Source organism: Paenirhizobium cremeum, assembly GCF_022884085.1.
Lineage (GTDB): Bacteria > Pseudomonadota > Alphaproteobacteria > Rhizobiales > Rhizobiaceae > Allorhizobium > Allorhizobium cremeum.
The window spans coordinates 15,354-28,449 of sequence record NZ_JAGGCS010000016.1; the positions used below are offsets into that span (position 1 = coordinate 15,354).

At 60.7% G+C, this 13,096-nt stretch carries 11 protein-coding genes; 3 read left to right on the forward strand and 8 right to left on the reverse strand.

Annotated elements, in window-relative coordinates; genetic code table 11:
• Positions 1-2: 2 nt before the first annotated feature.
• Positions 3-1,967: a bifunctional 5-dehydro-2-deoxygluconokinase/5-dehydro-2-deoxyphosphogluconate aldolase gene (locus J5N58_RS22315; protein WP_244713143.1), complete on the reverse strand. Its 1,965-nt coding sequence runs from the start codon at positions 1,965-1,967 to the stop codon at positions 3-5.
• 193 nt (positions 1,968-2,160) lie between these two features.
• Complete coding sequence (locus J5N58_RS22320) at positions 2,161-2,973, reverse strand: MurR/RpiR family transcriptional regulator (protein ID WP_112827924.1); 813 nt, start codon at positions 2,971-2,973, stop codon at positions 2,161-2,163.
• A gap of 155 nt (positions 2,974-3,128) precedes the next feature.
• Here J5N58_RS22320 and iolG point away from each other — a divergent pair, with 155 nt between their 5' ends.
• Both iolG and J5N58_RS22330 read left to right on the forward strand, forming a co-directional pair.
• Positions 3,129-4,121: an inositol 2-dehydrogenase gene (iolG, locus tag J5N58_RS22325; protein WP_244713146.1), complete on the forward strand. Its 993-nt coding sequence runs from the start codon at positions 3,129-3,131 to the stop codon at positions 4,119-4,121.
• 46 nt (positions 4,122-4,167) lie between these two features.
• Positions 4,168-4,926, forward strand: a complete 759-nt coding sequence (locus tag J5N58_RS22330) for a sulfite exporter TauE/SafE family protein (protein ID WP_112827922.1) — start codon at positions 4,168-4,170, stop codon at positions 4,924-4,926.
• 28 nt (positions 4,927-4,954) lie between these two features.
• Here the strand turns inward: J5N58_RS22330 and J5N58_RS22335 are convergent, their stop codons facing one another.
• The 6 genes from J5N58_RS22335 to J5N58_RS22360 all read right to left on the reverse strand — a co-directional run bounded on the left by J5N58_RS22335 (position 4,955) and on the right by J5N58_RS22360 (position 11,662).
• Positions 4,955-5,521 carry an NADPH-dependent FMN reductase gene (locus J5N58_RS22335; RefSeq protein WP_112827921.1) on the reverse strand — a complete coding sequence of 189 codons (567 nt, stop codon included), beginning with the start codon at positions 5,519-5,521 and terminating at the stop codon, positions 4,955-4,957.
• A gap of 207 nt (positions 5,522-5,728) precedes the next feature.
• Entirely contained in the window at positions 5,729-7,357 is a 1,629-nt protein-coding gene (locus J5N58_RS22340; protein WP_244713148.1) for an ABC transporter ATP-binding protein, read from the reverse strand.
• Positions 7,350-8,264 carry an ABC transporter permease gene (locus J5N58_RS22345; protein WP_113337943.1) on the reverse strand — a complete coding sequence of 305 codons (915 nt, stop codon included), beginning with the start codon at positions 8,262-8,264 and terminating at the stop codon, positions 7,350-7,352. Before J5N58_RS22345 ends, J5N58_RS22340 begins: the two co-directional genes overlap by 8 nt.
• Positions 8,265-8,271: 7 nt before the next feature.
• Complete coding sequence (locus J5N58_RS22350; protein WP_113337944.1) at positions 8,272-9,186, reverse strand: ABC transporter permease; 915 nt, start codon at positions 9,184-9,186, stop codon at positions 8,272-8,274.
• Between the two features lie 59 nt (positions 9,187-9,245).
• Complete coding sequence (locus J5N58_RS22355) at positions 9,246-10,748, reverse strand: ABC transporter substrate-binding protein (RefSeq protein ID WP_280520077.1); 1,503 nt, start codon at positions 10,746-10,748, stop codon at positions 9,246-9,248.
• Between the two features lie 32 nt (positions 10,749-10,780).
• A complete protein-coding gene (locus tag J5N58_RS22360; protein WP_244713150.1) occupies positions 10,781-11,662 on the reverse strand; it encodes a DMT family transporter in 882 nt (293 codons plus the stop codon).
• Positions 11,663-11,902: 240 nt separating this feature from the next.
• Here J5N58_RS22360 and J5N58_RS22365 point away from each other — a divergent pair, with 240 nt between their 5' ends.
• Positions 11,903-13,096 carry a sialidase family protein gene (locus tag J5N58_RS22365; RefSeq protein ID WP_244713152.1) on the forward strand — a complete coding sequence of 398 codons (1,194 nt, stop codon included), beginning with the start codon at positions 11,903-11,905 and terminating at the stop codon, positions 13,094-13,096.

Here is a 13,096-nt window from a genome sequence, read left to right on the forward strand (position 1 = left end):
CCTTATCTTCCCTGTACTGCTGCAATCGCGGATAAAATGCCGCTCCGGTCGGCCGCCGTCAGCGAACCGGAGGCACGTGCCTTGTCCCAGATGCGGCAAAGATTGCGAAAGCGCTGGGTCATTTCCTCCACCGCTTCGCTGTCATTGATAGTCCCCGCGAGCCATTTGCGCGCGGCTTCCCCGAAGATGGTGCGGCCTACGGCAAAACCTTTCACCAGATCGAAACGGGCCGCCAGGCGGAAGCTTTCGGCAAGCTCCGCCTCCGGAGCGTCGAGACCGAGCACGACGATACCGCGCGTATAGGGATCGTGGCGGGCCACGGCGTCGCAGGCATTTTTCCACGATGCATGGGATCGCATCGGTTCAAGCTTCCACCAGTCCGGGTAGACGCCGATCTCGTAGAAACGATCGATGATGCGGGCGACCGTCAGGTCGTCCGTCGGTGCGACCTTGGAGGGAATGACCTCCAACAGCATTTCAAGACGGTTGCGGCGTGCGGCGTGGAAGAGGCGAATGACAGTCGCCTCCTGCTCCCTGCGCATCTCCGGCGGGTCATCCGGATGGTAGAAACAGAGAACCTTGACCACGTTTTCCAAGGGCCACTCGCAAAGCCCCCCATAGTCGGGACCTATTTCCGGTTCCAGTGTCAATGGTCGCGAACCGGGCCATTCGACCGGGCGGCCGATCCAGAGACCGGAACCGCTGGCCGCATGGAGCGCGTCTCGGCCTAATCGCCCGTCGCAAAGGATGCCGTAGCCGGTCTCCTTGCCGGCGACGTCGAGCGCGGCTTTGAGGCAAAGCTTCTTGAAAGCACCGATCTTTCCGAGATCGGCTCCGGCCTCGGTTGCCATCGCCTCAAGCTGAATGCGGTGGTCAAAAGCGAAGACACGCATGGTCGACCGGTCGATTTTGCGGTTGGTCGACCAGTGCACCTGCTCCAGGGCCTCGTCCTTGCGCAAGGCCTTGTCGCGAATGCCGGTGCGGAAGAAATACTGCAATTCCTCCCAGCTCGGATAGGCCGGCGTGCAGCCATGGCGCGATACGGCAAAGGCGCCGCAGGCATTGGCGAATTTAAGCGACGTTGGCCAGTCCTCGCCAGTCAGCCAGCCCTTGAGCAGACCGGACATGAAGCCATCACCGGCTCCCAGCACGTTGAAGACCTCGATCGGGAAACCCTCGCCTGTCTGTCCATGGTCCAGACTGTCTGGAATTTTGCCGTCGAAGACGACCGCACCGAGCGGTCCGCGCTTGCATACGAGGGCTGCCTGCGAGATGCGGCGGACCGCCTTCAGCGCCTCGACCGTATCCGTGGAACCGCCGGCGATATGGAATTCTTCTTCCGTTCCGACAATGAGATCGAACAGGTGCAGCGTTGATTGCAGCTTGGCCGTCACCTTGTCGGAGCCGATATAGCGGCTTTCCCCAGCGCCATGACCGGCGAGACCCCACAAGTTCGGACGGTAGTCGATATCGAGCGCGGTTCTGGCGCCGCTTTCGCGGGCGAGTTTCAGCGCTTTCAGCATTGCGGCTTCCGTCCGTGGATGGGAAAGATGCGTTCCCGTCGCGCAGATGCATGCGGCTTCGGCGATGAAGGCCGGATCGATGTCTTCTTCCGACAGGGCCATGTCGGCGCAGTTTTCGCGATAGAAGATCAGCGGGAACTGATGTTCGTCGCGTATGCCAAGCAGCACAAGCGCGGTCAGCCTCTCCGGGTCGGTTTTTACGCCCCGGACATCGACTCCCTCGCGTGTCAATTCTTCGCGGATGAAGCGGCCCATATGTTCGTCGCCGACGCGGGTAATCAGCGCCGACTTCAGTCCCAGACGGGCGGTGCCGGCTGCGATGTTTGTCGGGGAACCGCCGATATATTTGTTGAAGGAGGCCATGTCTTCGAGCCTGCCTCCGACCTGGACGCCGTAGAGGTCGACAGACGATCGGCCGATCGTGATGAGATCGAGTGTTTTCACGAGCCTCCTCCATGGCTTTAGCCCTTCCACACTATGCGGCGGGTTTTTTAATCGTGTCGCGCTTGCCGGCCCGCCGAAGCCCTCCTCAGGCCTTGCGGCGCAGTCGGCAATCTCGGACGGTCGCACTCCCAAGCGCCGTTTCATTCTCAATTTGGATTTTAAATTCCATTTTTTGTATTTTCAACAAAAATATTCAGTCTCGCTGGGTTCCGACCGCGACGGCCAGGGTGATCGCCACGCAGAGCGTTGCCGACAGAGAACGAAAGGCGCCGAAATCCACTTCCGTGACAGAGATCAGCCTGGCTCCCGACTTACGGAGTGAACTGACGGCGGTATCGGTGAGAGCGACAACCGGGATGTCACGACTCCTCGCCGCAGTCACGAGGTCGATTGTTTCCGCAGAATAGGGAGAAAAGGTGATGGCGAGGACGGCGTCTCCCGGTCTGATGGCGCTCTGGTTGTCGAGTTTGCCGACAGCGCTGTGGAGCATGGCCGGTACCTTCATCTTCTCGAAGGCATAGGCGAGATAGCTTGCGACCGGGAAGGAACGGCGAAGGCCGATAATATGGATGATGTCGGCCTTGGCAAGAATGGAGACGGCTTCGTCAAGTTCGTGCGGATCGACAGTTTTCAGCAGGCTTTCCAATGAGGCACGACCTGCTTCGACGAACTCGGCCAAGAGGCCGCCGCCGCTTTCTTTCCCCTTTTCGCGCAGATGGTCGAGACGGGTCGCATAGTCCGGCCATCCCCCAACATAGGAATCGCGAAACAGTCGCTGCATCTCGGAGAAGCCGGAAAAACCCATGATCTGACAGAAGCGCATGAAGGCCGAGGGCTGAACGCCGGCCCCCTCCGCCATTTCCGCAACGGTGGAAACCGCTATGCGATCCTGGTTGGCGGCAACGTAGTCGGCGCATTGCCGAAGCCTTTTCGGCAGGCTGCCAGAAACTTCCAGCAGGCGCTCCTCGAAGGCTTTCACCGTGGTGGGCACTGCGCTTTCATTCATGCGTTTTCCTTTCCCGCTTGACAGCCATCTGTCGGCACTCTAGCAAAATAGAATATATATTCCAAACGTGTTTTGTGCCGATATGGTTGCTCTTCCCGATAGGAGAAGAAGGGCGGGCCCGGTGCACAGCAGCAACACCCAAAGGAGGAGATATCATGGTGACGAAGCTTGCGCTTCTGGGAGCAGGACGTATCGGCAAGGTTCATGCACAGGCAATCGCCAGCGACAGCCGGGCCAAACTGGTAGCGGTGGTAGACGCCGTCGCCGAAGCAGCGCAGGCCATTGCCGATCAGGCCGGCTGCAAGGTCAGCACGATCGATGCGGTTCTCGCCGATCCCGAGGTCGATGCCGTTGTCATCTGCACGCCGACCAACACCCATGCCGATCTTATCGAGCGTTTCGCCAAGGCCGGCAAGGCTATTTTCTGCGAGAAGCCGATCGATCTGGACGTAGCCCGTGCGAAAGCCTGCCTTGAGGTCGTTCGCCAGACCGGCGCACGCGTCATGCTCGGATTCAATCGTCGCTTCGACCCGCACTTCCGTGCGGTGCGCAAGGCGATTGATGACGGCGCGATCGGCAAGGTCGAAATGGTGACGATCACAAGCCGCGATCCCGGCCCGCCGCCGGCGTCCTACATCAAGGTTTCGGGCGGCATTTTCCGCGACATGACCATTCATGATTTCGACATGGCCCGTTTCCTCCTCGGCGAGGAAATCGTCAGCGTCACCGCATTCGGCTCTGTGCTGGTCGATCCGGAAATCGGCAAGCTTGGCGACTACGACAGCGCGAGCATCATCCTGACAACGGCAAGCGGTCGTCAGGCGATGATTTCCAATTCGCGCCGGGCGTCTTATGGCTACGATCAGCGTATCGAGGTTCATGGGTCGCTTGGTGCGGTTTCCGCTGAAAACCAGCGGCCGGTGTCGATCGAGATCGCGACCGGAAACGGCTATACCCGCCCGCCATTGCACGACTTCTTCATGACGCGTTATACGGCTGCCTATGCGGCGGAAATCTCCGCCTTCATCGATTCAATCGTGGAGGGAACCCCGCCATCGCCTTCGGCGGAAGATGGGCTGATTGCCCTTCAGCTTGCCGACGCGGCGCTTAGATCTGCCTCGGAGCGCGTGACGGTCTCACTCGCCTGAAGGCCAAAACCCGCAGCGGGGCGATTGTGAACGAAGGGCAGGGCCGTTGATCGAACATACGCCACTTATCCTGGCGATCGCTGTCGCCTCGGCCTTTCTGGTTGGCCTATCCAAGGGCGGGTTGCCTTCGGTTGGCACGCTGGCGGTGCCGCTCCTTGCCCTCGTGATTTCGCCGGTGACGGCAGCGGCGTTGCTGCTGCCGATCTTCGTCGCCAGCGACATGGTTGGCCTTTATCTCTACCGCCGCGACTATTCTGCAAGGAATCTTGTTATCCTCACCCCCGCCGCGATCGCGGGCGTTACCATCGGCTGGTATTTCAGTGCTTCGCTTTCCAGCGTCTTCATCGGCATGCTGGTCGGTGCCGTCGGTGTGCTTTTTTGCCTGAACGCATGGTTCGGCGAGCGTTATCGCGCGGCGCACGTGCGCTCCGCGGATGTTCCGGGCGGAGTGTTCTGGGGCGTACTGACGGGGCTTACGAGCTTCGTTTCCCATTCCGGCGCGCCGCCGTTCCAGATGTATGTGCTGCCGCAACGTCTGCAAAAGATGACCTTTGCCGGCACCTCGACGATCCTCTTTGCCATCATCAATGCGGTAAAGCTCGTTCCCTACTGGCAACTCAATCAGTTCGCGCATTTCGACGTGCCGCTCGTTCTCGGCCTCGCCGCACCCGCGATCATCGGCACCATCGCCGGTCGACAGCTCACCCGGATGATTCCGGATGGGCTGTTCTTCAGATTGGTCCAGATAACCCTGCTGCTTCTCTCTCTGAAGCTCATATGGGATTACGTCGCATCGCTGATCTGACCACCCAGCGTCAGAGAGTACGGAATTGTCATCGGCCGTTGCGGGCGGATGTGACCACCTCGACGAAGCCCTCAAGGAAGATCTTGAGCTGTTCCTCGATCTTGGCGTCTGCGAGATTGCCATCCCCATCGAAGACACCCGAGGCGCGCGACACCAGCAGACGGCCTTCCGACCAGAATTCCACCCCTAGCGTGCGCAGGATCGGCAGCCAGGCATTCTGAGAAAGGATCGTGCCGAAGCCGCCCGGCGAAGCTCCCATCAGCGCGACGGGTTTGCCGCCGAAGACCCGCTTGATGTCATTCGAAGGGCGCGTAAGCCAGTCGAGAGCGTTCTTGAAGACACCGGGAATGGAATTGTTGTATTCCGGCGTCACGAGGATCAGGCCGTCGGCTGTCGCAATTGCGTCCTTCAGGGTCTGCACCGCTTCCGGAATGCCCTGTTCGGCTTCGAGATCGCCGTCATAAAGCGGAATTCCATGAATTGTCCCGATGGACAGCTCCGATCCCGCCGGTGCAAGTTTCGCGGCGGCGTGCAGCAAGGCGCTGTTGTAGGAGCCGCGTCTCAGGCTTCCCGAGATACCGATCAGCTTCGCCATATCCTCATTCCCCTTGGTTCGGGCTTCATGGTTCCGGATTGCCAACGCGACATTCCGGAGAAGGACAAGAAGGGCAGCACGGCCCGACGTCAAGCTGTTATCTGCTGGCGGTAGGATAGGCGGGAAGATGTCCGATGCTGGAGGGTGAAAACAATCAGGCGGCTGAAGCCGCCTGATATCCATATTCTTTTCCGTGTGTTGATGGGCTCAGCCTGCGGCCCGCGCCAGCTTGAGCCGTGCTTCGCGGCGCTCTGCCTGCACATCCGGATCGGGGTCGAGACCTGCGGCCAGCAACGCCTGAGTATAGGGCATTTTCGGAGCTTCGAAGATCTGACGCACCGTGCCGAGTTCCACCACCTTACCCTTTTGCATGACCATCACGTGATCGGCGAAATCGCGGACCACCGGCAGGTCGTGAGCAATGAAGATGAAGGCGATGCCCATCTCCTTTCGCAGCTTGTCGAGAAGGTCGATCACCTGCGCCTGAACCGAGACGTCGAGGGCGGAAACGGCCTCGTCACAGACGATCAGTTGCGGCTCGAGCGCCAACGCCCGGGCAATGGCGATACGCTGGCGCTGCCCGCCGGAAAACTGATGCGGGTAACGCACCGCATGCTCAGGCCTCAGGCCAACCTGCACCAGCAGTTCGGTGACGCGACCGCGCCACTGTTTTCTCGGCAGGATCTCGGGATGAATGACCCAGGCTTCAGAAATCAAATCGTATACCGTCATGCGCGGATTGAGTGACTGGGTCGGGTCCTGGAAGACCATCTGCAGCTCGCGGCGAAGCTTGAAAAGTTCGGCCGGCGAAAGGGTGAAGAGATCCCGGCCTTTCCAGAAGGCCTGTCCACCGCTCGGCTCGTCTAGGCGAAGCAGGATGCGGGCGAGCGTCGACTTGCCGGAGCCGCTTTCACCGACTACAGCCAGCGTCTCGCCCGGCATGAGATCAAAGGAAACGCCATCCAGCGCGTGGAAGGCGCTGTAGTATTTCTGCAGATCCCTGACCCTCAGTACAGGCTCGCGGGCTTCCAGCGGCGGATGCATCTCGCCGCGTCCGGGGGCAGCCCCGATCAGCTTGCGCGTATAGGGATGCTGCGGGTTCTTGTAGACCTCGCGAGTGCTGCCGGTTTCCACGATTTCGCCGGCATTCATCACCACGACCCGGTCGGCGATCTCGGCGACAACCCCCAGGTCGTGGGTGATGATGAGCACACCCATGCCGGTTTCCTGCTGTAACTCGTCGAGCAGGCGCAATACTTCGGCCTGCACGGTCACGTCGAGCGCCGTCGTCGGTTCGTCGGCGATGATGACATCGGGTTTCATGGCAAGCGCCATGGCGATCATCAGGCGCTGGCGCTGGCCGCCGGAAAACTGGTGCGGGTATTTTTTCAGGGCGTTTTCAGGCTCGGGAATACCCACGCGGGTCACGAGCCTCAGCGCTTCGGCATGGGCGGACGCCCGGTCGACGCCGTGGGTGGTGAGCGCCTCGACGATCTGCCAGCCGACCGGATAGACCGGGTTCAGATGGCTGAGCGGATCCTGGAAGATCATGGCGATCTTCCGGCCGTTGATGTCCCGGCGCTGGGAGGCGGAGTGCTTGAGGAGATCCTTGCCGTCGAACCGGATCTCGCCGCTGGTGATGCGACCCGGCGGCATATCGATCAGGTCGAGGATCGCCGAGGCGGAGACCGACTTGCCCGATCCCGATTCACCGAGGATGGCAAGCGTTTCGCCGCGGTCGAGATACCAGGAGATGTCCTTGACCGCCTTTACCACGCCGGCTGCGGTGTGGAACTCGACCGAGAGATTCCTGACTTCGAGAAGATGCTCAGCCATTCTTGTGACCTCTCATTTCCAGGCGCCAACGCTGGACGGGATCGAGCGCGATACGCAGCCAATTCGAAAGAAGGTTCAGGGAAAGTGTCGTGAGAATGATGGCAAGACCCGGCCAGAAGGAGAGCCACCATGCATTCGTCAGATACTGCCTGCCTTGCGCGATCATCAGCCCCCAGGTGATTTCAGGCGGCTGGATGCCGATGCCGAGGAAGGAGAGCGAACTTTCCGCCAGCATGACATAGGCGAAGTCTAGGGTCGCGATGGTGGTCAGCGTCGGCAGGACGACCGGCAGGATGTGGCGGAAGATGATCCGTTTTTGCGACGCGCCCATCACCCGTGCGGCAGAGACGAACATACGTTCGCGTATTTCCAGCACTTCGGCCCGCGTCGTGCGCAGATAGACGGGGATGCGTGTGATCGAAAGGATGAGGATCAGATTGGTGACGGACGGACCGAACACATAGAGCACGATGACGGCGATCAACAGCGAAGGGAAGGACATGATGACGTCGGCGACCCGCATGATGACCTGGCTCACCTTGTCGCCGGCATAACCCGCGATCAGGCCGAGCATCGAGCCGGCAATGGCGGAAACCACCACGGCGCCGGCTGCGACCATCATGGTGTTCTGTGTGGCGACGATGATGCGGGCCAGAAGCGGTCGGCCGAGTGCGTCGGCGCCGAGGAACCAGAGCCAGCCGAAATCGAGCTGGAACGGCGGCGCGTTGCGTCCGCGCAGGTTCTGCTTCTGCGCTGCAGCGTCGAGCCAGGCGGGGCCGATCAGGGCCATCACCAGAACGACAAGAAGAAAAATCGCGGCGGCTAGCGCGAACTTGTCCGCCCACAGCATGCGGGCGAAGCGGGTGATCGGTCCGGGCGTTTCGGGCATGGCCTCGTTGTGTGTCATGATGCCCTCAGTAGCGGATGCGGGGGTCGAGTACGGCATAGGCGATATCGATCAGAAGGTTCATGAGAAAGATTGCGAGTGCGGTCACGAGGATGGCGGCCAGCACCACGTTGAAGTCGCGCTGCAGGATCGAATCGATCATCAGCTTACCTACGCCGGGGAAGCCGAAAATCGTCTCGATCACGACCGCGCCGTTGAGCAGAGAGGCGGCCTGATCGCCGATGACGGTAATCACCGGCAGCATGGCGTTGCGAAGGGCATGCACGAAGATAATCGGGCGGGCGCGTACGCCTTTTGCGCGGGCCGTCTTCACATAGGCGGAAGAGAGCGCGGAGATCATCGAACCCCGCACCACCTGAACGATCAGGCCAAAGGGGCGGATGAAGAGAACGGCGATTGGCAGGATCCAGTGCAGGACAGTGCCCGTGCCGGATGTGGGCACCCAGCCAAGACCGATCGAGAAGACGACGATCGCGACAATGGCGATCCAGAAGTCGGGTGCGGAAGCACCGATCAGCGAGACGAGCGAGGCGATGCGATCGAAGAAACCGCCGGCGCGGAATGCGGCAAGCGAGCCAACGACGATGGCCGCGGCAGTCACCAGGACCATGGTGATGATGGCAAGCTGCAGCGTCCAGGTGAAGGCTTCGAGCACGACATCGATTGCCGGTCGGGCCTTGCGGATCGAGTCCCCGAAGTCGAGGTGGAAGAGGTCCCAGACATAGCGGCCGAACTGCACGAGCACGGGATCGTTCAGGCCGTGGAGTTCACGGAACTGCACCCGCATCGCCTCTGTTGCATCTTCCGGGAGGAAAAGAGCCGCCGGGTCACCGGTCAGGCGCGACAGGAAGAAGACCAGCACGACGAGGCCGACCAGCGATATCAGCGAGGCAAGCGCGCGTTTGCGGATAAAGGTTAGCATGGCAGTTCGCTTTCATTGCGAGGAGGTAAGGGCGGGGTGTTGTCCCCGCCCGCCCGGTTTCACTTGAAGCCGATTTCAGAGAGTTGGAGCTGCGAATTTGTTGCCATGGTCGGCTTGAAGTCGACCCGTTCGGAAACGCGGCTGTAGCCCACCATGTGGAACAGCAGGACGTCTGCGGCCAGATCGTCGTGCAGATAGGCGACGAGTTCCGACCAGAGCTTTGCGCGGTCATCGCCCGTTGCGGCTGATGCGCGCTTGATCAGGTCGTCGACCTTGGGGTCGCTAATGCCCGACTGGCGGCCATCGCTCGCATATTTGAAGAACATCGAGAAGACCGGATCACCCTTCGAGTTGTCGTGCATGGCCGTCACCAGCATCGGGCCGCGATCCGTCGGATAGGGCTTAGAATAGAGCTTCTCGAATTCCGCGACTTCGTAGAACTTCAGATCGACGTTGAAGCCGACTTCCTGCAGTTGCTGCTGGATCGCTTCCATGATCTCGGTAACGTTCGGGAAGTTGGCGGTGCGGGCAACGAGCGTCAACTTGGTGTCGACCGGAACGCCATCTGCCTTGGCTTCCTCGAGGAGCTTCTTGGCGCCGTCCGGGTCGTATGCCGGGACTTTCACGTCCTTGTTCCAGCCGAGCGTCGGCGGCGGAAAGACGGAGGTCGCGAGCAGAGTACCCTTCGGTACCAGCGTGCCGACGAAAGCCTCGCGGTCGATCGCCATGTTCAGGGCCTTGCGGACGCGCAGATCGTTGATCGGTGCCATGGAGTGGTCGAGGCGGATATAGACCGTCTCGGAATCGAGATAGGAGAAGTCGGTCGCCGGATTGGTCGCGTCGAGCTGCGAGATCGACGGAGCGATGTCGGCTTCGCCCGTCTGCACCATGGCGGCACGAACGGCCGGATCGGAACGGAAGAGATAGGTGGCCTTCGTGACCGCCGGCTTCGCACCCCAGTAGTCGTCGCGGCGTTCGAGAACGATCTGTTGGCCGGGCGTCCAGTCGGTAAGCTTGTAGGGGCCGGTGCCGACCGGCTCGCGGATGAAGGAGACCGGCGTGCCTTCCGGCACGATCGTCACAAGCGAAATCAGGAGCGGCAGGATTGGCTGGACCGGATCGGCGGAGAAGTCGATCGTCTGGTCGTCGACCACTTTCGCCGTGACCGTCATGCCGCCGAAATAGCGCGGCGTTTCGCAGGTGATCGACTTGTCCATGGCGCGGTCGAAGGAGAACTTCACGTCCTTGGCATCGAAATCCGAGCCGTCGGAGAATTTCACGGCCTTGCGGAGCGTGAAGCGCCAGCTGCCGTCAGGCTGCTGTGCCCAGCTTTCGGCGAGACGTGGCTGCAGGCCCTTGCCGCCGCGCACGTCGAGTTCCGTCAACGTCTCGCTGATGTTTTCGAGAATGATGCGGCCGATATTGGAGCGTGTCGCCATGCAGGGCTCGAGCAGATCGGCTTCTTCGTTAAGCACGATCTTCACGTCGGTATCGGCGGCGAAGACCGGTGCGACGCTGGCGGCGAGCAGCAGCCCACCGGCGAGCAATGTCTTTCTAATCATTTCTTTCCTCCCAGAATACGGCCACGAACCATTCATGGCTGCTTAGTTGTCCGCCGGAGCGGACGTGCGGCAAGTAGCACCGCGAAACAGATCATTGTGCCGCCGATCCAAGTGGCGATGCCGGCCACTTCCCCGAACAGGGCATAGGCGAAAGCCGCGACCATCGGCAGCCGGGCAAAATCGACGGGCGCCACGACCGAGGCATCCGCCAGGCTGAAGGCGTGCGTCATGGCGGACATGCAGATGGCGCCAAGCACCCCCTGAAGGGTGAGTAGGCCGAACTGGTGCCAGGTGGGCGTCGTCCAGAACATTGCTGCGAGCACGGCGGCCATCGGAACGGTCAAAAGCAGGTTCAAGCAGACGAGTGTGTCGGTGCGATCGCCCGAGGACATTGATTTCAGCATGAGCTGGATCAGCGCCTGCAGCAGTGCGCCGGCAAAGGCGAAACCGATCGCAAGGGACAGGCCGGAACCGACGGGGCTGACCACCAGCATGGCGCCGGCGAAACCGAACAGCAATGCCGCAATCCGCGTGGAGCCGAGTTTTTCACCGAACGCCAGCGCGGCGCCTACCAGGACGAAGATCGGCGAGGTAAAGGCGACGGCAGTGACGTCTGTCAGTGGACCTTTGGCAAAGGCTGCAAAAAAGGCCGCCAAAGCCAAAAGCTTGAGACCAGCCCGCACCGTGTGCTGATGCAGCGGATAGACCGAAACCAGAACGTGAGGATTTCTCACAACGATCGGCAGGATGGTGAGCGCGCCGAAAGCCGCACGAAAGAAGGCAATGACAAAAGGGTGAACCTCGCCATTGAGGCTGCGCACCAGCACGGCATCCACAGCCGACAGGCATGCGCCTGTTGCGGCCAGCGTCACGGCAAGGCCAGTGGACCGTTTTCTGGCAGCGGGGTCGCTCATGCTCTCCTCCGTCAAGGACATCCTCCATGTCACCCCTAAACCATGATGGGCGATATCATTTTTGTCAATATTTCTCGCAAACCTGGCTGAAAGAATTTTTTAGCATTTTTTTATCTATATGATTTTACATATTTAATTGTTTATTATCGTGCTGTTTCTGGTTGTTTTCGAATACCAATCAACTTGACAACAGATGATTTGAGGTCGATTTTCACCACAGTATCGATCCGGGAGGAGACTATGCAGCCGGAAACCATTGCCGCGGCCATGACGGGTGTGCTGTCGTCGACAGCTCCCGGTCGGGAGGAGGCGTTTCTGCCATCGCCAAAAATCCAGAACCACGCCGCCTTTCTTTCAAGGCTGCCGGATGGCGCACTGATCTGCGCATGGTTCGGTGGTACTCTGGAAGGTAAGTCGGACATTTCCATTCATGCCTCGATCTTGCCGCCGGGTGCTTCGGTCTGGGGCCCCGCGCGAGCGCTCAGCGGCGATCCCGCACATTCGGAGCAGAACCCGGTGATCTTCACCGCGCCGGATGGCCAGCTCTGGCTGTTTCACACGGCCCAGCCATCCGGCAATCAGGACGAATGCCGGATCCGCATGGCGCCGCTCTCCAGGGATGCGGCCGATCCCACGATGATATCGAGCGGGGACGGGCGGTTTCTCGATCTGCCGCGCGGCTGCTTCATTCGCGCACCCCTTGTCGTTCGGGACGACGGGGCATGGGTTCTGCCGATCTTTCGCTGCATTCAGCGGCCGGGCCAGAAGTGGAACGGCAGCCACGACGTCGCCGCGATAGGCGTTTCAACGGATGCAGGCGCGACATGGCGGCTGGAAGAAGTGCCGGGTTCTATCGGATCGGTGCATATGAGCCCCGTCTTCCTCGGCGACAATCGTCTCGCAGCCTTCTATCGCCGTCGCCAGGCCGATTTCGTCCATCGTTCGGAAAGCGTCGATGGCGGCCGCTCATGGTCGGCGCCGCAGGCGACGGATGTTCCCAACAACAATTCCTCGATTGCGGCTATCCGCCTTGTCGATGGTCGGGTAGCCATGATCGCCAATCCGGTGAATGCCGCCATGTCCAGCGACCGACGCGCATCCCTCTATGACGAACTCGGTGAGGATGATGCCCGTCCGGACGCCGATCCCTCCGGTGGTTGCGTGCCTGTCTGGGGCGTTCCGCGGGCGCCCGTCGCCGTCTGCTTCTCCAGGGACGGCGGGTTGACCTTCCCGAAGCGGATCGTCATCGAGGATGGTCCCGGCACCTGCACGTCGAACGATTCCACCGACGGTCGCAACAAGGAAATGTCTTATCCGTGGATACTTCAGGACGCGGATGGAACCCTGCATATCGCCTACACCTATCATCGTCGGGCGATCAAATATGTCCGGCTTGCCCCCGAGGCGCTGGCGAAACTCGAAGCGGAGAATTGA